General features: G+C 45.5%; 19 protein-coding genes. 10 read left to right on the top strand and 9 right to left on the bottom strand.

Features of this window, described 5'->3' with window-relative positions; all coding sequences use genetic code 11:
* Nucleotides 1-23: 23 nt before the first annotated feature.
* The 7 genes from fliG to hslV all read right to left on the bottom strand — a co-directional run bounded on the left by fliG (nucleotide 24) and on the right by hslV (nucleotide 6418).
* Nucleotides 24-1085 (bottom strand): flagellar motor switch protein FliG, encoded by a 1062-nt coding sequence (gene fliG / locus ACTTJ8_RS01450; RefSeq protein ID WP_442715736.1) that lies wholly within the window; start codon nucleotides 1083-1085, stop codon nucleotides 24-26.
* A gap of 1 nt (nucleotide 1086) precedes the next feature.
* A complete protein-coding gene (fliF, locus tag ACTTJ8_RS01455; RefSeq protein WP_442718583.1) occupies nucleotides 1087-2790 on the bottom strand; it encodes a flagellar basal-body MS-ring/collar protein FliF in 1704 nt (567 codons plus the stop codon).
* Nucleotides 2791-2840: 50 nt separating this feature from the next.
* The gene (gene fliE / locus ACTTJ8_RS01460) at nucleotides 2841-3203 is read right to left on the bottom strand and encodes a flagellar hook-basal body complex protein FliE (RefSeq protein ID WP_442715738.1); all 363 of its coding nucleotides are present in this window, start codon (nucleotides 3201-3203) and stop codon (nucleotides 2841-2843) included.
* Between the two features lie 40 nt (nucleotides 3204-3243).
* Nucleotides 3244-3699: a flagellar basal body rod protein FlgC gene (gene flgC, locus ACTTJ8_RS01465; RefSeq protein WP_442720134.1), complete on the bottom strand. Its 456-nt coding sequence runs from the start codon at nucleotides 3697-3699 to the stop codon at nucleotides 3244-3246.
* 25 nt (nucleotides 3700-3724) lie between these two features.
* On the bottom strand, nucleotides 3725-4144 hold the full coding sequence (gene flgB, locus ACTTJ8_RS01470; protein ID WP_442715740.1) for a flagellar basal body rod protein FlgB: 420 nt from the start codon (nucleotides 4142-4144) through the stop codon (nucleotides 3725-3727).
* A 64-nt stretch (nucleotides 4145-4208) separates the two neighbouring features.
* Entirely contained in the window at nucleotides 4209-5669 is a 1461-nt protein-coding gene (hslU, locus tag ACTTJ8_RS01475) for an ATP-dependent protease ATPase subunit HslU (protein WP_442720135.1), read from the bottom strand.
* 209 nt (nucleotides 5670-5878) lie between these two features.
* Nucleotides 5879-6418 (bottom strand): ATP-dependent protease subunit HslV, encoded by a 540-nt coding sequence (gene hslV, locus ACTTJ8_RS01480; protein ID WP_442720136.1) that lies wholly within the window; start codon nucleotides 6416-6418, stop codon nucleotides 5879-5881.
* A 249-nt stretch (nucleotides 6419-6667) separates the two neighbouring features.
* Here hslV and ACTTJ8_RS01485 point away from each other — a divergent pair, with 249 nt between their 5' ends.
* From ACTTJ8_RS01485 to ACTTJ8_RS01505, 5 genes are all read left to right on the top strand, one after another.
* Nucleotides 6668-7621 (top strand): 3-oxoacyl-ACP synthase III family protein, encoded by a 954-nt coding sequence (locus ACTTJ8_RS01485; protein ID WP_442720137.1) that lies wholly within the window; start codon nucleotides 6668-6670, stop codon nucleotides 7619-7621.
* Between the two features lie 63 nt (nucleotides 7622-7684).
* Nucleotides 7685-8650, top strand: a complete 966-nt coding sequence (locus ACTTJ8_RS01490) for an ACP S-malonyltransferase (RefSeq protein WP_442720143.1) — start codon at nucleotides 7685-7687, stop codon at nucleotides 8648-8650.
* A gap of 25 nt (nucleotides 8651-8675) precedes the next feature.
* Entirely contained in the window at nucleotides 8676-9134 is a 459-nt protein-coding gene (locus ACTTJ8_RS01495) for a hypothetical protein (RefSeq protein WP_442720138.1), read from the top strand.
* 12 nt (nucleotides 9135-9146) lie between these two features.
* Nucleotides 9147-10082, top strand: coding sequence for a DMT family transporter (locus ACTTJ8_RS01500; RefSeq protein WP_442715745.1), 936 nt, complete (start codon nucleotides 9147-9149; stop codon nucleotides 10080-10082).
* A gap of 115 nt (nucleotides 10083-10197) precedes the next feature.
* On the top strand, nucleotides 10198-11871 hold the full coding sequence (locus ACTTJ8_RS01505; RefSeq protein WP_442720139.1) for a CoA-disulfide reductase: 1674 nt from the start codon (nucleotides 10198-10200) through the stop codon (nucleotides 11869-11871).
* Nucleotides 11872-12135: 264 nt separating this feature from the next.
* On the opposite strand, the gene ACTTJ8_RS01510 is transcribed toward ACTTJ8_RS01505, so the two are convergent.
* Nucleotides 12136-12690: an L-threonylcarbamoyladenylate synthase gene (locus ACTTJ8_RS01510; RefSeq protein WP_442715747.1), complete on the bottom strand. Its 555-nt coding sequence runs from the start codon at nucleotides 12688-12690 to the stop codon at nucleotides 12136-12138.
* On the bottom strand, nucleotides 12665-13114 hold the full coding sequence (locus tag ACTTJ8_RS01515) for an FtsB family cell division protein (RefSeq protein WP_442715748.1): 450 nt from the start codon (nucleotides 13112-13114) through the stop codon (nucleotides 12665-12667). Before ACTTJ8_RS01515 ends, ACTTJ8_RS01510 begins: the two co-directional genes overlap by 26 nt.
* 201 nt (nucleotides 13115-13315) lie before the next feature.
* Here ACTTJ8_RS01515 and ACTTJ8_RS01520 point away from each other — a divergent pair, with 201 nt between their 5' ends.
* The 5 genes from ACTTJ8_RS01520 to ACTTJ8_RS01540 all read left to right on the top strand — a co-directional run.
* The gene (locus ACTTJ8_RS01520) at nucleotides 13316-15448 is read left to right on the top strand and encodes a midas domain-containing protein (RefSeq protein ID WP_442720140.1); all 2133 of its coding nucleotides are present in this window, start codon (nucleotides 13316-13318) and stop codon (nucleotides 15446-15448) included.
* Nucleotides 15449-15501: 53 nt separating this feature from the next.
* Nucleotides 15502-17004, top strand: coding sequence for a 6-hydroxymethylpterin diphosphokinase MptE-like protein (locus ACTTJ8_RS01525; protein ID WP_442720141.1), 1503 nt, complete (start codon nucleotides 15502-15504; stop codon nucleotides 17002-17004).
* Nucleotides 17001-18503 carry a motility associated factor glycosyltransferase family protein gene (locus ACTTJ8_RS01530; RefSeq protein WP_442720142.1) on the top strand — a complete coding sequence of 501 codons (1503 nt, stop codon included), beginning with the start codon at nucleotides 17001-17003 and terminating at the stop codon, nucleotides 18501-18503. Before ACTTJ8_RS01525 ends, ACTTJ8_RS01530 begins: the two co-directional genes overlap by 4 nt.
* A complete protein-coding gene (locus ACTTJ8_RS01535; protein WP_442718571.1) occupies nucleotides 18503-20128 on the top strand; it encodes a diguanylate cyclase in 1626 nt (541 codons plus the stop codon). Before ACTTJ8_RS01530 ends, ACTTJ8_RS01535 begins: the two co-directional genes overlap by 1 nt.
* 266 nt (nucleotides 20129-20394) lie before the next feature.
* Nucleotides 20395-20576 (top strand): hypothetical protein (locus ACTTJ8_RS01540; protein ID WP_442715753.1); only part of this gene is annotated, 182 nt, incomplete at its 3' end.

Genomic DNA, 20576 nt, shown 5'->3' on the forward strand with positions numbered 1-20576 from the left:
AAATTTTAGTTTTTGGAGTATCCTTATACAATCATTTCATCTTCATCCGAGCGGGCAATAACAATATCGCCGTTATCTTCCAAGTGCCGGATGATAGAAACAATCTTTTGCTGAGCTTCTTCGACATCCTTTAATCGGGTCGGCCCCATAAATTCCATCTCTTCCTTCAGCATGCTTGCAGCGCGTTTTGACATATTCTTGAATATTTTATCCTGTACTTCAGTATCGACAATTTTAAGCGCTTTTGCGAGTTCTTCGGTATTGACTTCGCGCAGTACCTTTTGAATTGAACGGTCGTCAAGCATAACGATATCTTCGAATACAAACATGCGCTTTTTAATTTCTTCTGCAAGGTCGGGATCTTGATCTTCAAGAGATTCGATAATCGACTTTTCGGAAGAGCGGTCAACAAGGTTGAGAATTTCAACGATATTTTCAACACCGCCTGCTGCCGTGTAGTCTTCACTGGAGAGGGTAGAAAGTTTCTTTTCAAGAACCCGTTCAACTTCGCGAAGAACATCGGGCGAGGTTCTATCCATGGTAGCAATACGGCGCGCAACATCACTCTGAATGTCATCAGAAAGGTTTTGTAAAATAACCGATGCTTTCTGCGGTTCCAAGTATGCAAGAATGAGTGCAATAGTTTGCGGGTGTTCTTGCTGGATAAAGTTTAAAAGATGCGTAGGATCGGTACGCCGGATAAAGTCAAAGGGGCGTACCTGCAATGAGCTGGTAAGCCGGTTGATAACCTCAATGGCTTTTTGGCTGCCCAAAGACTTTTCCAATAAGCCGCGTGCATAGTCGATACCGCCGGTTGTAATGAATTTCTGAGCTTGCATTAAATCCTGAAATTCCTGTAAAACTGCATCTTTTAATTCGGATTCGATGGTCTCCGTACGGGCAATTTCAAAAACAAGCTTTTCAATTTCATCTTCACGGAGCTGCTCCATGATTTTTGCAGAAATTTCTTCCCCGACCGAAACTAAAAATATTGCTGCTTTCTGCCGTCCATTCAAGGATTTTATATCTTTTTGTTTTTTGCCGCCTGCTGCATTTGCTTTTTCTTTTGCTGGTGACACTGCCATACTATTCCTCCATCAACCATGTGCGCAGCAGCAATGCAACATCTTCAGGATGCTCGCGCGCAAGATTTATAACATTTTCTGATAGTTCGCGCCGCTTCATCTCTTCTACGGACATCGAAACTTCCATACCTGCCTGTTCAGCCTCCCACAGAGCTTTTTCACGTTCAAGCTGATGCTGGCGTAAGAGTTCTTCTTCGCGGAGGCGTTTTCTCCGTTCAAGTTCTCTGCTTATCACGCGGTAGATAATAAAGATGAGCAGGAGAACAGCCAAACCTGACAAGCTGATTAAGATAATCCGCTGCCGTTGGATAGCTTTAAAGTACGCCTCATCCTCTTTTTCAAAATCCGCCATACGGTCGAACTGGATATTAAGTACACTCACCGAGTCATTGCGCTTTATATTGTAGCCGATAGCGTCTTGCACTGCTTTTGTTGCCTTTTGCAGCTCTTCATCGGAAATAGGAATATACTCGCGTTCTATGTGTCCGTCTTTGACTACCACATTCCCGTTTGCATCTTTCTTTTTGCGCCATTGCCCGTCTATATTGACCGACACGGTACGGCGTCCCATTTCAGGGCTGACAATCTCAGATGTTCTCCGGCTGCCGATTTCTTCGTTGGTTCTTACGATAGACTGCGTAGACAAACCGGTAAGGTTACTAGTGTCCCTGTATGAAGGCGGTGTTTGTCCTTCTACACCTGCCGGTCCTTCGGGATTATAACCGGTGCCTTGGTAGGTGGTGGTTGCTGTTTCCGAAGACCGTGTTACCGATGCGCGTATTTCGGAGTCATCATAGGGGGTATCCGGGTTATCCGCCTTGAGCTGGAACGGGAGATATTCAATTGTTTCCGCCGTTTTTTCCGACATATCCATATCGATTTTAATACTGAGATCACGGACACGGTCGGTACCGTATGTTTTTTGCAAGATATTTAATATCTTTATTTCATACTGTGTTTCCAGCTTTGAGATAATCTTTTGCTGTTTTTCGATAAGGGATAGGCGGTCATAATCTTTCATACCGGCAAAATCATTCAGAATACTTCCATTGTTATCCGCGATGGTGATATTATCATCTGTGAGACCTTCTACCGCGTACTTGAGGAGTTTTTGGATTCCTTCTATCTTTTTGCGGTTTGTGCTGATGTCGCTGCCGGGTTTGGGATAGAGAATAATGCTGGCTGTCACCGGATTTTGCTCTGCCTGAAAGAGTTTATCCTCCGGGATATTAACGACAACGCTTGCGTCATCCACATCATCCAGCGCTTTAATATGTTTCCTGACCTCTTCGATAACGGCACGCCGCACATCAATGTTCCGCTCAAAATCCGTCCGCGTCCAGCGTTCTACATCAAAAATAGCCCATGGATCGGTGTTTTTGGGAATAAGATCTTCCCGTAACAGGATAGTCCGCATTCTACGGGCTGTTTGTTCATCCTTTACGGAAATAAGTCCCGCCTCGGAAACGGACGTTTTTACATTTTCTTGATTGAGCCGCAAGACAATCCGTTCTCTGAGCGCTTCATCCGTTACCGGAGTATCAATAAGCAGCACAAGAGAGGGCTTTGCTGACCATGAGGTAAGCAAGACAATAACAACGATTGCCGCAATGACAACAGCTGCCAATATCCCCTTTTGGATAGGCGTCCACTTGCCCCACAGTGTTTTGATTTGTGCGAGCGTTTTTTTAAACCATTCGTTCATGTGTCCTCCCCTTACAGAACGAACCTGCTACAATAAGTATAACAGCTCCATTATCTGGTTATAGTAATATCATTCCAACTTTTTACAACGCGGTCAATCAGCGTTTGTGCAATTTTTAACGACATACTGGCTTCCGCCATTGCAATCGTTATGTCATGTACATCAACGGATTCCGGGTCAACAATCATCTGCTGACCAAGTTCCGCAGTACGCTGCTGTTTTGTATTTACTTCATCAAAGGCTTTCAGCAAGGTTTGCTCAAAGCTCATTGCTTTTTTGTTTACTGCCGTATCAACTAAATCCGTATCGGAAACCATGCGGCTGCGGAAGTTGTCAACGGTAACCGGCGCTATTGCCGGATTTTTCATAACGGCAGGTACCTTGTACAGGGTTGCCGTATTAGTAATAGTCATACTGACTCCTTTTTAACCTTGGCTATGTACCGGTACCCTATTAGCGTCCGATTTCAAGTGCCCGCTGGAACATTTCTTTTGATCCTTGGACAACGGCAGCATTTGCTTCATAAGAGCGGGAAGCGGAGATAAGGTCAACCATTTCCGTTACAATGTTTACATTCGGGTATTCCACATATCCTGCCTTAGGTCCTGAAAGAATGGCATGGGGATGATCGGGTTCATACGAAAGCCGCGGTTCGGAATTGTCTTTTTCTATGCCGGTTACCCGCACTCCCGTACCGACTCCCCGATCCATATCCCCTGAAACGAAGGGAAGCCGCCAGTCAATCCCATCACTTTTTTGTGCAAGAATGACACGGCTGCGGCGGAAATAACCGCCTTCCTGTGAACTCGTAGTGGAAGCATTGGCAATGTTGTCGGAAATAACATCAGTCCGCAGCCGTTCGGCGCTCATGCCGGTTGCCGCTATATTGATACTGCTAAAGATACCCATGTATTGCTCCTATAAACCTCAAACCTTATTTTAATACCGACTGTACTTGACTGTACTGAAAACCGGTCATTTGACTCAACAGCTGATACTGCATTTGGATCTTGAGGATGTTCATTGCTTCTTCCTCAGCATCGACATTGTTTCCGTTTGCTTTCACTGTAGTTGCATAATCCAGTACACGCCGCGGAGACACTGACCGGTAATCGATAACTCCGTCTGATGCAATATGGCGGGGATCAGTTACTGCAAGCTGAAATTGCCCCGCACTCCGTTTTTCGGAATCGAGGGCACGCTTTAATTCCGTTTCAAAATTGACCGAAGTCCGCTTAAAATCCGGTATCTCCGAACTTGCAAGGTTATTTGCCGATACGGTATAGCGGAGAGCGTTTACATCAAGCGCCCGGTGTAAAAGATCAACCGTTTTTTGAAAACTGTTAATATGCATCTCAACTCCTTTAAATTATTTGTATACTCATATATCGGCAGTAAAATTTTTTGCTTGAGACAGCTTACAAGATATAGCGGGATAAATCCTGATTCTGTACTATATCTTTGAGGCGTTCGTCAACATACGAGCGGTCTATTTCGACTGTTTTTCCGCTCATTCCGCTGGCGTTAAACGAAATATCTTCCAGCAGCATTTCCATAATAGTATGAAGACGGCGTGCCCCGATATTTTCCATCCCCGCATTGACTTCTGCTGCGAGGTTACTCATACGGTCTATTGCATCATCGGTAAAGATGACGGTAACGCCTTCGGTCTCAAGCAGCGCCTTATATTGTTTTGTCAATGCGTTCTTGGGTTCAAGCAAAATCCGTTTAAAGTCCTCAGCATGGAGCGATTCCAATTCAACTCGAAGCGGAAAGCGTCCCTGAAATTCAGGGATCAGATCGCTCGGTTTTGAGATGCTGAATGCACCTGCTGCGATAAAGAGGATATGACGGGTATCGACAACGCCGAATTTCGTGTTGACTTTTGAACCTTCTACAATAGGAAGAATATCACGCTGTACGCCTTCGCGGGATACATCGACACCGCTGCTGCGCTCGTTTTTTGAAGCAACCTTATCAATTTCGTCGATAAAGATAATGCCCATCTGTTCAACCCGTTCTTTGGCTTCTGTCGAGATTTTATCATGATCAACGAGCCGGTCAAGCTGATCATCCATAATGACTTCGCGCGCTTCTTTTACGCTTGTTGTTTTCCGTTTATGCTTACCGGCGCCCATCAGCATACTGCTGATGTTTGACATAGCATTTTCGAGGTCTTCCATGCTGGAACCGCCGGCGAATATTTCAAATGAGGGCATGCCGGACTGCTGGATGGATACTTCTACCATTTTATCTTCAAATTTCCCGTCCCGCAGCATTTGACGGAATTTTTCCCGGGTTTCGTGCATATCGCCTTCGTTCTCAGAGCTGTTTTCCTCAGCTGTTTCCTGTGTATTATCGGCTTGTGCAGGTTCTTCTTCTTCGGCTTCTGTCTTGTTTGCGATCAGAAGTTGCCTGACTGTCTTTTTATGCTTGCCCTTTTTTTTATTTGATCCGGGCAGCAAGAGGTCGAGGAGAATTTCTTCTGTGTTTTTTTCCGCTTGAGCTCTGAGCGTGTCCTGCATTTCGCTTTTTACCATAGAATAGCCGACAGCCATGAGGTCGCGGATCATCGATTCAACATCACGTCCGACATAGCCGACTTCCGTGTACTTGGTTGCTTCTACTTTGAGAAAGGGCGCTCCTGAAAGTTTTGCAAGGCGGCGTGCTATTTCTGTTTTGCCGACACCGGTTGGTCCTATCATCAGAATATTTTTTGGGGCTATCTCTTCACGGATATCCTCACTCAATTTGAGCCGGCGGGTTCTATTCCGCAGGGCAACGGCAACTGCTTTTTTTGCCTTTGCCTGCCCGATGATGTATTTGTCTAGTTCCGCAACAATATGCGGAGGGGTTAATTCATCTAAATTGATGGTCATACTATCTCCTATAAAAACTTTTGCAGAATAAACCTGTTCGGAAACTTCCGTTTCTGAACGGGTTACCTTAAAAAGCGATGTTCTAAATCGTACTATTTGTGCGATTTAGAACTCGTCGACCTATTCGAAAACGCAGTTATCGAATAGGTCTAATGTGTGAGATAAAAAGCAGTAACGCAATTTCAGCCGTCCTTTTTATCATAACGCTCTTACAGTTCTTCTATATGTATGTTCTCGTTGGTATATACGCAGATTTGACCCGCGATATTCAGGCTCTTTTCTGCAATCTCACGAGCAGTTAGGTCAGTATTGCGGAGTAGGGCAAGCGCTGCGGCATAAGCGTAGTTTCCGCCTGATCCGATCGCTAGTACCTCTTCCTGCGGTTCAATAACATCTCCATTCCCTGAAATGAGCAAAATAGTCTTTGCATCTGCGACTAAAAGCAGCGCTTCAAGGTTTTTCAGCATTTTATCGGTTCGCCAGTCCTTTGCCAGTTCTACCGCTGCTCTGGTAATGTCTCCGGCATATTCTTTTACTCTACCTTCAAATTTTTCAAGTAAGGTGAAAGCGTCGGCTGTTGCACCGGCAAAACCGGTCATTATCTTTCCGTCATAGATTTTTCGTACCTTGCGGGCATTTCCTTTCATAACGGTTTGCCCCATCGTAACTTGTCCATCTCCTGCCATCGCAACTTTCCCGTTCCGTCTGACAGCAATAACTGTTGTACTTCGTACTTTTGTGTTTCCCATGTATAACCTCATTCCATGTAATTTACAAATATAACATAAAACGCGGGGATTGTATATCATCCGAGCAGCAGCTTCAGGAAATATTTTAGAAGACCGCTATTCTTTTGCGCAAAATGCCGCCCTGTTTTTAAAAGACGTGCTACTGTTCTGCCATAGTTGACAGAGAATTGAAAAATATACTAGGGTATCTTGTAAAACGTATGTTGTTTTGAGAAAATTTCTACTATAATATTTATTTGGAGACGAAACATGGCAATTATTATTCAGGGATTTGGTAAATCACTCCCTTTAAAAGAGATGAAAAATACGGATTTTCCTGCGGAACTCGGTACATCGGATGAATGGATACGGAGTCATACCGGTATTGGATCCCGCCGGATTGCCAGCGCGGAGGATACAAGCGCATCGCTAGCGTATCAGGCATGTATGGATGCGCTTAAAAACAGTAAAACTTCCGAGCCTATAACGGCGGATAAAATAGATCTTATTATTTGCGGCACGGCAACCCCCGATTTTCCTGGCTCTCCATCAAACGCTTGCCTTATTCAAAATAAGCTGCAAGCGGTGCAGGCAGTGTGTTTTGATCTGACGGCAGGGTGTTCCGGTTTTATCTATGCAATGGACACGGCGGCGGCTATGATGGAACGGCACCATTGGCGTTTTGCACTTGTATGCGGAGCCGAAGTCTTAAGCCGTATTATGGACTGGACAGACCGTTCTACCTGCGTTTTATTCGGTGATGGAGCAGGGGCGGCGCTGCTTGAAAACACCTTTGAACCTTGCGGGCTTGGTATCGGCGCTACCGTACTCGGCACTGACGGCACCGGAGCGGACAAACTCTATATTGCGCCTGACCGCCGGGTACACATGAATGGAAGAGCTGTGTACGAGTTTGCAGTCAGCCATATTACTGCAACAGTCAAGACTCTCCTTGCAAAGGAACATTTACAGGCAGACGATCTCGATTTAATTGTCTGTCATCAGGCAAATGAACGGATACTGGAAGCAGCGGCGAAACGGCTTAAAATCAATTTCGATAAATTTGTCCGCAATATTGAAAACTATGGAAATACTTCAGCTGCTTCCATCCCAATCACTCTTGCTGAACTGACAGAGCAAGGCAAGCTGCATGAGGGTATGACTATCCTCATTACCGGATTTGGCGCGGGCTTAACGTGGGGCGGCGCTATTATCCGGTTCTAATCCTGAGGGGTATTCTTAAAACCCACGTTTTTTAATATCCCTGTTTTTTATAGAAGGTACATGATGGAATACGTTTTTTTATTTTCGGGACAAGGCTCTCAATTCAAAGGTATGGCAGAAGATATTTGTAAAAAATATCCGGCTGCCCGTGCCGTTATTGATACGATGAGTGCCACCGCAGGAGAAGATATTGCCTCCTTCCTGTGGAATACGGAACCGGCTGAACTTGCACGGAGCGACAGGAGTCAGCTTGCGATTACGGCAATGCAGGCGGCGATTCTCGCGGTGTTGCAGGAGCATGGAATCACACCTTCCGCTGCTGCGGGCTTTAGTCTGGGGGAATTTTCTGCATTGTATGCGGCAAAGGTTTTAGACCTTACAACAATGACAAAGGTTGTCGCTTTGCGCGGAAAAATTATGCAGAAGGCGTGCGAAAAATTAGATGCACGGGGCAAAGCATCCGGAGGCGCATCAGGTATGGCGGCGGTTCTCAAACTTGCGCCTGAGCGGATTATCGAAGTACTAAAACCATATTCCGATCCTGAGGCAGGAACCGTCTTTGCAGCAAATTTGAACAGTCCGATGCAGACCGTTGTGTCGGGAACTGCGGCGGGGCTGGATATTGCAGAAAAGCTCTGTAAGGAAGCAGGTGCAAAACGGGTTGTCCGGCTTGCGGTAGCAGGTCCCTTCCATTCGCCGCTCATGCGGGAAGCTGCAGAGGAATTTTCAGCTGTGCTGCAGGATATTCCGTTCAATGATCCTGCCGTTCCGATTTTTTCAAATGTAACTGGAAAGCGGCTTTTAACTGGCGCAGAGGCAAAACAGAATGCTGTGCTGCACTTAACCCATCCGGTACGCTGGCTGGAGGAAGAACAGGAAATTGCTGCGCTGACAAGCACGGCAGCCTTGCTGGAAGTAGGTCCGGGAATGACGCTGTGCAATCTGTGGCGGGACAGCGGCTGTGCAGGAAACTGCCGCCCTACCGGTACTGCGGAGCAGCTGGCTGATGTGATAGACGAATATCATTGAGGGAGTTTGCAACTTACATACGAGTATGTTTGAATTAAAACCGGTTGTCTGTAAAGAAGTGGATAAAAAACTCCACGCCTATTATACGCTGACATGGACTGCTCTAACCCGTGCCGATAAATACAGGATCACCACAGCAGTTCCGGCTATTGCCGGTCTGTATGAACTGTATTATATGGATGCACATAAGCGGCTTAATCTGCTCGCGGTTACCCATGCATGGTACGGAGGCTTACGCAGTAATTTGCGGCAAGCGGTTGATCCCTATCACACGCACGATCTTGCATTACGTGCACTTCTTGAAGAATCTCCACTGTACTACCGCTATTCATGTTCGGATTCTTTTGGAGATCTTGTAGATGTTGTATGGTTTCTCCATACGGGGTACTTTCCTCATGATACACGGGTAGCTCACTCACAGCGCTATAAAAAAATCTTTTTAACAGAACAGGCTCCTGATAAAATATATTGGTTGGATGACTAAGGTGGAATAGATATGAATAAGCTGAAGAAAAATGAACTTACAGGACGTATTGCCCTTCTCGTTGCATCCTTATTCTGGGGAACGACATTTGTTGTTATTAGCAGTACCAATGATTTTTTCCCGCCTGCATTTTTGGTTTTTATGCGGTGTGCAATCGGTTCGGGGTCATTGCTGCTCTTTTTTATCCGGCGTTTAAAAAAACTATCACGCCAATATATTATGATCAGTGCCTTTCTCGGTTTTCTAATGACGATCGGCTATTTAATGCAGGGGTTTGCAATCACAAATGCAGGCTGCCCGCCGGGGCGGTGCGGCTTTCTTGTTGCGACCTATTGTGTCCTTATCCCTTTTATCTCGTGGGCGGTAGAAAAAAAGAAACCGAATATTTATCACATTATTGCAGCGGTTATCTGTTTGATAGGTATCTTGTTTATTTCGCTGCCTGATCTTATTAAAGATTCAGATGTAAGTGTTAATTGGGGCGACCTTATTGCTATGTTGGGCAGCGTTATTTTCGGCTGTTATCTTGTATTTCTGAGCCGGTATGTGAATAAACTCGATCCCATCCTGCTCACCATCGGTAATCTTTTTTTCGGTGCCGTATATGCGGGGCTGTATAGCTTCTTTTTTGAAAATACCGCTGTAATTGTGTGGAATACTCATTCCATCTTTGCTGCCGTATATCTCGGTTTTGTGTGTATGTCGGTTACCAATGTGCTGCAAGCGATCGGTCAGCAGTATACCCCTGCGTCTACCGCTGCCTTGATTTTTTCTTTGGAGTCGGTTTTCGGCATTATCATCGCGGTGTTGTTCTGGCATGAGCAGATAACCGTCTCGCTTATTATCGGGTGCTTTTTTATCTTCACGTCGATTGTCATTTCCGAAACAAAGCTGGGATTTTTAAAGAAAAAGCTGAGTAGTACTGTTTTTAGAAAGTTTTTGTCTTAAAAAGGAATCTAAGGAAAACCTCTAAAAACTCAAGTTTTTAGGGGTTCCCTATATACTGAAAAGTATCCTAAAATATTCCGTTTTGCTGCCTACTGAGACAGCACAGGAGGAAAATATGAGTAAATATGTTATTGTCGGCGGTGTTGCAGGCGGTGCAGGAGCAGCCGCCCGCTTGCGCCGATTAGATGAAAACGCTGAGATTACCGTTTTTGAACGGGGAAGCCATATCAGCTTTGCAAACTGCGGTCTGCCGTATTATGCAGGCGATGTCATTCAAAATAGGGATGCACTTTTTGTAATGACACCGGAACGGTTTAAAGAGATACTCAATGTTACTGCGTTGGTAAAGCATGAAGTTACGGCAATCAATCCGGCAGCAAAAACAGTAACCGTTAAAAACCTCGATACCGGTGCCGAAACAACAGAGGCTTATGATGCGCTTGTTTTAAGCCCTGGCGCTTCCCCCATCCGCCCTCCTATTCCGGGAATTGATGATGCAAGTATCTACACCCTTCGGTCTGTGAGCGACATCGATGCGATCAAATCAAAGATCGACAACCCTGAAACAAAGCGGGTTGCTATTATCGGCGGAGGGTTTATCGGCTTAGAAATGGCAGAAAATCTTCATCACCGCGGTATGCAGGTTTCTATTATAGAAGCAGTAGATCAAGTTATGAATGTCGTAGACTATGATATGGCGGCGATGGTTCAAGCAGAAATACGGCGGAAAGGGGTTCGGCTCTACCTCAAGGACGGGGTAAAAGCATTTGAGCGCCGCGGTAAGGATTTGGCTGTTTGTCTACAGTCGGGAAAAGAGGTACTCTGCGATGCGGTGATACTTTCAATCGGTGTACGTCCCGACACAAAGCTGGCAAAGGACTGTAATCTTGAACTTGCCCCGAACGGTGCTATCAAGGTGAACGAATATCTTGAAACTTCGCACAAGGGTATCTATGCAATCGGTGATGCTATTTCCTTTAAGAGTCCGCTGTTGGGAATGGACGTAAGTATTCCGCTTGCAGGACCTGCAAATAAGCAAGCTCGTATCTGTGCTGACAATATCATCTACGGTAATAAAAAAGCATACTGCGGGGCAATCGGTACAAGTGTTGCAAAGATATTCGGTTATACCGCAGCCGCAACCGGTTTAGGAGAAAAAGCGCTGGATAGGGCTGGTGTGCCTTATAAGCAGGTTGTAACCCATGCAATGCACCATGCCGGCTATTATCCGGGAGCTTCTCTGCTTTCAATTAAAATTTTATACAATCCCGAAAGCGGTAAGCTGTGGGGAGCGCAAGCTGTCGGGGTTGAAGGCGTTGAGAAAAGAATAGATGTGATTGCAGCCTATATCAATAAGGAAGGTACTATTTCCGACTTGGCTGAATTTGAACAAGCGTATGCACCGCCCTTTAATTCTGCAAAAGATCCGGTTAATATGCTTGGGTTTGTTGCAGAAAACGACCGTGATGGATTATCAACAGTCATTTCATGGCGGGATATTCCGCAGTATGCAGAAAAAGGAGCTTTTTTCCTTGATGCGCGTACCCCTGAAGAGTTCCAGCTGGGTTCATTGTCGGGTGCTGTTAATATTTCGAATACCGCATTACGAAGCCGCTTAGCTGAGGTACCGAAAGACCGCACCATTGTGGTCAACTGCGGTATGGGCTTACGGGCTTACCTTGCGGTGCGTATTTTACGGCAGAACGGCTATACCGATGTTGTAAATCTTTCCGGCGGATACATGACGTATAAAGCGGTACAGGATGAGTTGGAGCTGTTAGCAAAATAAGGCACTTGCATTAAAAATATTTTCAGCGGTTGACTTCTTTCTGTGCGAAATTTTGCTTAAAATTTCGCACATTTTCCCAGTAAATGGGTAAATGTATCACGTAGAGTAGATAAAAATCGCGGAAAAATTGAGACTGTGACACCATTTGAATCGCGAAGAGGTTCAACTCTGGTCGAATAGTATCAATTTTTCTGCGGAGTTGTTAAAAAACGGTCTGATCTGTTTATCCTGATATAGATAGGCAATGGCAACTAGCGTAGGAGCTTACCGTATATTTACCGAAATTGCGCCTTGACGGAGTATTTTCGGTACTGCGGAACAGACATCTATGATAGTAGAAGGTAAGCCTGCAAGTTCTCCGCCGTCCACCGCTAAGGCAACCGATGCTTCAAATTCCGCACAAATAGTGTCGATATCCGTAAGAGGCGGCGTTCCGGAGCGGTTGACGCTGGTGGAATAAATCGCCTCTCCGGTTGCTGCAATAACATCTCGTAGCCATGGATCGGCAGGACACCGGAATGCTTGGGTTTCAGAGCCTTTCAGCGGCACAATAAGAGTGAGCGGAGCAGGCCATAGCTGTAAAAGATAGTCCGGTACTGCTGCATCCGTGTACCGGTAGATATCGGACGGTTTTGCTATAAGGGCTATGAAAGGTTTATTTTCTTCCCGCCCCTTTATCTGTGCGATAGCATCAGCTGTTTTGCCGAATAGACCGGAAAAACCATAAATAGTGTCAGTGGGAATGATAACAATTTTGTTGTTACGCAGTGCCGAGGCAGCGGCAGCGGCTGAACTAGTATCCTTCTTTTGAATGCGCATGTTTTTTACTCACAATCATTTCACATAATATCACAATAATACCGACAGAAATAGCAATAGTTTTACAGATAGCATCCGGCAAAAAACGCGGCGGCTCAATTAAATAAAGGACTCCTGCATCATCGGTATATTCAGTTGTTCCTGAAAAATTCATGAGCTTGATCAGACCCTCTCCCTTGTGTACATAGCCGAGGTCATGTGCATAGACTGCGATGGTTTGAGGATCGGAAGACAAATTTGCAATACGTATATTCAGCTTTTCGCTCATATCGGAAAGCAGCTGCACATGTTGAATCAGCGAATCACGCTGCCGTTTTAACTGCTGTACCGCAAAAAAACCGCGCGGTCCGAAAAAAATTGCTAAAAAACTATAAACAAGTGCAAATATAAAAATCGGTGCGATGATTTTCAAATAGAGCTTCATATCTTACTCTAATAACGGCAAAAAAAATATTTTCTTGAACTTTTCTTAAAACTGAGTATAATGAAGAAGAGGGGCTGCTTGGAGCAAAGATTGTTTTGGATATTTACAAGTATTTACAACCTTCAAGCTGCTTTCGCTCATGTTATATGCAGACAATGCCGATATATGGTATAATACCACCGTCATTCGGGAGAAGATTTTATGGATAATTTTAACAAAGGCGATGATGGATACGATCCTAATTTTTCTATTGATAATAGTAATTCGGAAAAATTGGATATGTATGGCGTATGGCTTAAACAGCGGAAAGATATGGTAGAACCGGATAGCTCGGAAGATGTGGAATTATTCGGTGAAGACGATTCTGATGATGCTATGCATTTTGATGATGATTTTTCGTTTTCAGATTCTTTTTCCGATATAGATGATATGGACAATATAAATAGTGAGGTGCCGGAATTGGATGAGCTTAAGATGGACGATGATACAGAACCTGAGGTAATTCCATTGGAATCCACCTCTTCATATTCTTCGAACGATGATGCATCAGATATTGCGCTCGATGAAGACAGCTTCGAATCGCTTGATCTCGACGATTTCTTAAGCGATGACAGCCCCGCAGAATCAAATCATGAAGAAGGCGCTGATCCCGCAGAAGAAGAGCCGATTGATCTTGATTTTACAGATGATGCTGAGGAAGTTCCTGCTGCTGAAGAAGATGAAGAACCTCCGGCAGGATTGGAAAATTTTAGTGAAATATCTCTGGAAGATTTTGAAGATGCGGATCATGGAGACGGCAGTCTTGAAGTGGTTGAGGATTTTGATGATATTCTTGCAGATGATGATGCGGGTAAAAGTTCAAATACTGAAAAACGCTCTGATTCTTCCACAATCGATCTGTCTGTAACAGTTGATGACGACGCGGATAAATTACAATCATTTACGGATGTTTCTTCCCAAGTGGTGGAGAATAACGCGGACATTCCGATTTTCGGAGGGGAAGAAAAGTCTGATACAGCCGCCGGTGATGCAGCCTTCTTTGACGATGTTGAGGCTGTGCAGAAGGATCTTCTTTCGCCGCAGCAGTCCGATGCGCATGCAGCACCCGCTGCTGAATCTGCAGCAGCGTCTGTTCCTGCCGATCCTGTGCATAGTGCAGTTGCGGATGATAAGGCTACTGCATTATTGATGAAAATTGCCGATGAAATCAGTGATTTGCGGGCGGAACTCAATAGCTTAAAGGCGGGGTTTGCTGCGCATACCAACGTTGGAGCGGCTGAAAACTCTCCTGTACAGGAAGAACCTGTTGCTGAGACCGAAAGCTCCGGTTTCTTTAGCGATGATGATACTGATGAAACCATTTCATTGACCGGTGATGAATTGAACAATATTCTTATCACGGCTGATTTTACGGAAGAAAAGAACACCGAAGAAGACGAAGCTGTTGAACCTGTTTCGGAAGATTATGAAATTCCTCCCGTTTTGACCAAAGATATAGTGCCGGAAATTGATGAAACCGATGAAGCAAGCGTAACATCTGACGCTGAATTTGAAGCAAGCATTACCGAGCATTCCAAAGACAGTATTGCTGATGCGGCAGCGGTAGAGGGAGAGAAAGCGCTTGCTGCCGATCCCGTGTTCAATGTCGAAGCTGCCCCGATTACATCGCTGCCGGAAGATCTGAGCTATCTTGATGATGATCAATCTGCCGACAGTGCCGGCGCTGAAGTTACTGAAGGTGTTATAGCCCAAGGCGAGGCAGCCGATAGGAAAGAGGCTCTAAAAGCAGATGAGGATCAATTCTCACAGGAAGATACCGATATTGAGTCTTTCGATATTCCTTCCGAGCAAGAAATCATCCTGCCGGAAGCAGAGAGTGCCTCAATAGATACGGAAGCTGCTCCGACTATTCACGAGCTGCAAGCGGATGAAGATTTTGCCAATCCTTTTGAGGATCCTGCTAGTATCCCTGAGCTTGAAGATGAATTGATCGAAGAGCCGTTTGAAGCAGAGCCGATTGTGCCGTCAAAGGTATTTGAGGAAACAAAAGTTGAAGATCAACCTGATGATATAGATGAATTGTCGGAGTTGGAGGAAGCTATTGAGGAGCCTGAACTTGAAGTTACAAAGCAGGACACTCTGTTGCAGGCTGCTACTCGCAAGCGTGAACAAACTGTTTCAATGCCCTTGGAACTCAAGAATGAGATCAAATCCGTTCTTGCCTATATGGATCAGCTTTTAGAAGCCTTACCTGAACAGAAAATAGAAGAGTTTGCAAAATCGGAGTATTTTGAAACATACAAACATCTGTTTGAAGAGTTAGGAATTTCCTGATCCCTCTTTGTTTAATACCGCTATGCGATGTTGCATAGCGGTTATATGTATCTATGCCTTCCTTTCGCCTACATTCAAACTATAATCCCCATAAAGAAGCAGAACAATTTGTAAACACTATTGAGGGCAACCCTTCAATTATTGTGATAACAGAGCCGGGTGAGTCGTACCTTGCACCGGCATTGCGTTCTTCGTTTCCAGGGGCACGTCTGATTGCCATACGGTATACCGACGATTTGTTTTCCGACTCCGATACGCTGTGGGATAGTGTTTGGCGCCCGTTACGGGGAAATTTACCGTTTTTTTTGCTTGCACATATACCGGATGAACTGCTCGGCGCTGTCCGCTTTTTAAGCTGGAAAGCTGCCGATAAAGCCTTTCCCAGTCAGGCTGATGCTGTATGGAAAGGTATCAGGTATACAATTGATTTATTAACCAGTGTGATGCATACCCGCTCCTTTTTTGGGCGTACATGGCTCAAAAATATGATTGATAATGCAGTGAGGCTTGACCATCCGGCAGAAATACACTTTGGTTCGCAGGATTTTATACTTGCAGGAGCGGGACCGAGTTTACAGTATATGACAGCCGTACAAACGGAGCCCTATACCCTTGTTGCGGTTACCTCTGCATACGCAGCGCTTGCCGCACGTGCTATTCAGCCTCAGTTTTGTATCAGTACGGATGCAGGGTATTGGGCGCGCCGCTTATTCGACGGTATTCCGCATACGGTACCGCTTGCATTTCCGTTAGAAGCAGCCGTGCCGGCAGCGATGCTGCAGCATAATCCTTGTGCGCTGCTTTCTTACGGTTCTCCGCTTGAAACCATGCTCTGTACAGCGCTTGGCTTGTTTCCGCTTGCAGCCCGTGAAAACGGCACTGTAACGGGAACAGCCTGTGATCTTTTGCTGCGCCATACGAAGCAGCAGATTATACTTGCCGGAGTTGATTTAGCCGCAACACAAGGATTGAGCCATGTGCAGCCGCATCAAAGTACGGTGCGGCTGCTGTGTAGTGCAGACCGGATTCACCCTTTTGCTGCATCGCTTGCAACACAGCAGTTTCAAACACAATCACTCGAGATCTACCGGCAGTGGTTTTTGCAGCTGGCGCCGGAACGAACAAAACGGCTTTTCCGGGTGAGGGCAGGGGGAGCTGCTCTTCCGAATATTACTACACTCGATGCTATTCCCATACCGCAGCAAAAAACACTGGAGAATTCCGGGGCATTATGTTCTATTCCGGCAGTGAATAAGGAAAAAGCCCTTCAGCCGTTTTCTATCCGGTCATATACAATCGCTGCCTTTTCCGAGCGTATGCAGACAGTGCATTCGCTGCTATCCGCATTGCATACTGAGATTTCCGCTATTATTACCGAAAATCCGCAGCAGTTAGCGGCTCAAACTGTATCAATAGAAAAACAGGTGTGTGCACTCTGCGGGTATACCGCCTACTGCAATGTGTTAAAAGCCCCTGCTGATAGAGAATCGCAGCATCAGCTTGCTGAACAAGTAGACGGAGTGTTTGCACGGCTGCTGAAAAGGACGGCTGTATGACCGTTTTTGAGCGTAATCTTGCCGTAATTACCGTGAAAGCGCCGCATATAGCGGAAATACTGCGAAAAACCTCCAGCGGTACCGCTTATAAAGATGTAGTTGTTGCAAAAACAGGTCTATCCGTACCGGTTTTTGCAACAGGGCAGGCTCTACACTCTCTTTATGATCCTGCACGGGAATCCGAACGCGCCTTACCGGCTGAGTCCGGTTTTATGCTGTTTGGCGGACTCGGCAGCGGTATTCAGATATCTGCATTCTTGCAAAAATATCCTCACAGTGTTTGCGCTGTTACGGAAGCCGACTATCCTTCATTAAAACAATTACTTAGTTTAATTGACTATACCGATATTTTGTCTGACAGCAGGGTTTTTCTCCTTCCTCCATGCACCGATTCTGCATTTATCGCGGCTTTGACGGAAACATATCTTCCTGCCCTGCATGGCACCTTCGGCTGTTATCTCTTACGGGCATGGAGCGGTTATTTTAAAGACGCAGCAGATCATCTCAGTACATGTATCGAAACAGGACTTGAAAAAATAAAAGCTGATTTTTCCGTGCAGGCTCACTTCGGGAAAATATGGGTACGGAATATTTTTCTCAATTTGCAGCTGGCAAGCTGTATAACGCCCCAGTATCCCAATATTGATACAGCCCGTACTGCTTTTATCGTGGGGGCGGGTCCCAGTTTGGACAGCTGTTTGGATAAGTTTGCGCAGCAGCGGCAGCGCTATACACTGTTCTGTACGGATACAGCGCTGCCTGTTCTACTTGCACACGGGATTATACCGGAGTTTTTTATCGCGCTTGATCCTCAGTCCATATCGTATCTCCATACGTGCGGCACCATCCCGCGCAGTATTACCGGGATTTTTGACCTCTCAGCGCAAAAAACGGTATCCCGCCGTTTTTATGAAAACGGAAACCCGCTGTTTTTCACTGCCGGTAATCATCCGCTGGTGCAAACAGCTGCTGCGTTTTCTCCATTTCCGCAGCTGAATACCGTATCCGGGACTGTCGCTGTTGCGGCGTATCATGCTGCGCAGTCGCTGGGATTCCGCCGGATTGAATGCACCGGGATGGATTTTGCCTACACCGGCGGGCAGGCATACGCGCGGGGTACCTATCTCACAGCGCTTTATACCAACGCAGCAAGCCGGATTCTGCCGGAGGAAGATGCCTTTATCCGCCTTATGTTCCGGACACCGGTATACCATGAAGAGATAAACGGTAAATACACGTATAAAAGCAGTCTCTTAGATTCATACCGAACCGCCTTTGAAGCCGAAAAAAAGCTGTTTTCTCCGTGGAATCCTGCTGAATTCCGGCAATTTCCTTATAAACAGTTCATAAAAGCGCTGCAGCAGCGTATAGCAGCCTGCAATCGTGATGTACTGATGGGTTTCTTTCCCTTTCTTGCATGGTATACTGTGCATGGAAACGCAAATTTTGACGGTATGGAACTTGTATCGGAAGTGATTTCTGGGTATACTAAGCCGTGATGAAGAAGCTATTGATGTTGGTATATGCCGCTTGTGCTATGCTCGTGATTATTGGAAGTTTGTTATGGTTTGGTTTCACCCTTCGCAGCGATTCGTTATTGGGGAAGGCGGAGGCTTTGAAGCATTTTAAAGCATTCACACAGCGGACTGCCGATGTTTTTGCAGACCAATCATCGGAAGATGATTCTATCTTGTTGCAAACAAAACTCGAGCAGCTTTGCCGCAACTATCAAAAATATATCCGTACCGTATTGATAAGAGATTCTGCCGGGATACTGTTTAGCTGGCCGCAGAATGCCGATATTTTTTCGTATACTGAACAGCGGGTGGTTACGGTTAAGAATTTGCCGCTCTTTTTTACTGCCGCTCAAATGCATATCCCCGTGCAGAATCTGAATACGGAGATTACTGTGCATGCTGCATTGCAGACGGTTCCCGTGGAAACTGTTTTTAATCGTGGGCGTGTTGTGTTTTTCCTCTTATTGCTTATCGTTCTATTGACGATAGCTGCATTGATTTTTTCATACATTGATTTTAAAGACAGCGGTGAGGGAAAACGGTCCGTTCCGGTACAGGATGATACACCGCTGAATGCTAAAACGGGGGCGGAAACATCACCGATGAAAGAAGACTCTGGAGAGGCCCCTACTCAAACACCCGATTCGTCCCCGGCTGATAAGACAACTGATGCAGCATCCGCTATGGGTACTAGCGCAGCTCCGGAAGAATCCTCAGATGTCTCGATTACCGAGGCTCCCATAGAAGTGGATGCTTCTTTACCGTTGAGCGCTCAGCTTGAATCACTTAACCGCCTGCATATCTATGAAGATAATCACACGGATGATGCCCGCACAGATACCGCTCAAACTTCATCTGCCGCAGCATCTGGTGAGATGAAACCGGTAGGTACTATGGAAGAACCTGCTGAAATTGAACACCAGGCATCTTCAAATGATGTAGATACATCTGCATCAGCTGTTCAAGCTGTTAATGAGAAAAACTCTGCCGGTGCCATACCGCCTCGTGCTATGTATGCGGAAAACTACGGCTCTTTTGAAAACTATAATCAGCCCCAAGCTCCTAAGGAAGCCTCGGAACAAGCCGCTTCTTCAGTGCCGTTTGAACCTGCTCCTGATCTATATCCGGACACTTCTGCAGCTCATTCTTTGGCACAGGCTACCATTATTGAAGAGCTTACAACCGCTATTACCGAAACATCTGTGGCGGAAGAGGATTTAACCTTATTGCTTGTTCATGCACGAGGTATTGCACAAAACCAGCAGGTAACGCACTTGCTGCGGGGAACGCTTGACCGGATTCACAAAGTCTTTACATTTAATCAAGATACACTTGGGTTAATTGTTTTCTATGCACCTCTTGATCAAGGAATGCAGATAGCAAATCACCTTTACGATGAAGTTTATGCGATTTTAAAAGACCCTGCTGATAAAAAATCACTCCGTATAGGACTTACCACACGGGCAGGACGGTTAATCCCGGCAAACCGCATGATTGAGGAAGCAAGCGCTGCAATCGGCAAGGCGATTCAAGAAGATAATGATCCGATCGTTGCTTTTAGGGTTAATCCGGAAAAGTATCGGCGGTGCCTTGCACGATTGAGTTAGCGGTTGCTGCGGGTGAGGTGGGGATTGTTTGGATAATACGATATTCGTTTATTCTGAAATAGGGGATGATTATGGTAGAAATCACAGTTGCTTATCCGAACAAAGTTTATTTTCTGGTTGACACAACAAAGCACAGTTATTATGATAGGGCTGCGCTGCCCGACAGGGTTTCGCGATAAGATACAGTGGGGCTTGGATATACTGTTGTTGGTATACGAGTTATATTCAAGAAAACTGAATATTATAAAATTTATGGGTGGTTCACTATGAATAACAACGATTTTCTCTTTTCAAAAAGCCGGTTCTTCTCTGCATCCCCTTTCGATGATGATGACTTCGATGACGATTTTGATGATGACTTCGACGATGACGATTTTGACGATGACTTCGATGATGACGATTTTGACGATGACTTCGATGATGACGATTTTGACGATGACTTCGATGA

Source organism: Treponema sp. (genome assembly GCF_052169735.1).
Classification (GTDB): Bacteria; Spirochaetota; Spirochaetia; order Treponematales; family Treponemataceae; genus Treponema.

Coding starts and splice junctions, on each gene's coding strand:
- fliG (WP_442715736.1), bottom strand. CDS start 1,085: ATGGCAGTGTCACCAGCAAAAGAAAAAGCAAATGCAGCAGGCGGCAAA.
- fliF (WP_442718583.1), bottom strand. CDS start 2,790: ATGAACGAATGGTTTAAAAAAACGCTCGCACAAATCAAAACACTGTGG.
- fliE (WP_442715738.1), bottom strand. CDS start 3,203: ATGACTATTACTAATACGGCAACCCTGTACAAGGTACCTGCCGTTATG.
- flgC (WP_442720134.1), bottom strand. CDS start 3,699: ATGGGTATCTTTAGCAGTATCAATATAGCGGCAACCGGCATGAGCGCC.
- flgB (WP_442715740.1), bottom strand. CDS start 4,144: ATGCATATTAACAGTTTTCAAAAAACGGTTGATCTTTTACACCGGGCG.
- hslU (WP_442720135.1), bottom strand. CDS start 5,669: ATGACCATCAATTTAGATGAATTAACCCCTCCGCATATTGTTGCGGAA.
- hslV (WP_442720136.1), bottom strand. CDS start 6,418: ATGGGAAACACAAAAGTACGAAGTACAACAGTTATTGCTGTCAGACGG.
- ACTTJ8_RS01485 (WP_442720137.1), top strand. CDS start 6,668: ATGGCAATTATTATTCAGGGATTTGGTAAATCACTCCCTTTAAAAGAG.
- ACTTJ8_RS01490 (WP_442720143.1), top strand. CDS start 7,685: ATGGAATACGTTTTTTTATTTTCGGGACAAGGCTCTCAATTCAAAGGT.
- ACTTJ8_RS01495 (WP_442720138.1), top strand. CDS start 8,676: ATGTTTGAATTAAAACCGGTTGTCTGTAAAGAAGTGGATAAAAAACTC.
- ACTTJ8_RS01500 (WP_442715745.1), top strand. CDS start 9,147: ATGAATAAGCTGAAGAAAAATGAACTTACAGGACGTATTGCCCTTCTC.
- ACTTJ8_RS01505 (WP_442720139.1), top strand. CDS start 10,198: ATGAGTAAATATGTTATTGTCGGCGGTGTTGCAGGCGGTGCAGGAGCA.
- ACTTJ8_RS01510 (WP_442715747.1), bottom strand. CDS start 12,690: ATGCGCATTCAAAAGAAGGATACTAGTTCAGCCGCTGCCGCTGCCTCG.
- ACTTJ8_RS01515 (WP_442715748.1), bottom strand. CDS start 13,114: ATGAAGCTCTATTTGAAAATCATCGCACCGATTTTTATATTTGCACTT.
- ACTTJ8_RS01520 (WP_442720140.1), top strand. CDS start 13,316: ATGGATAATTTTAACAAAGGCGATGATGGATACGATCCTAATTTTTCT.
- ACTTJ8_RS01525 (WP_442720141.1), top strand. CDS start 15,502: ATGCCTTCCTTTCGCCTACATTCAAACTATAATCCCCATAAAGAAGCA.
- ACTTJ8_RS01530 (WP_442720142.1), top strand. CDS start 17,001: ATGACCGTTTTTGAGCGTAATCTTGCCGTAATTACCGTGAAAGCGCCG.
- ACTTJ8_RS01535 (WP_442718571.1), top strand. CDS start 18,503: ATGAAGAAGCTATTGATGTTGGTATATGCCGCTTGTGCTATGCTCGTG.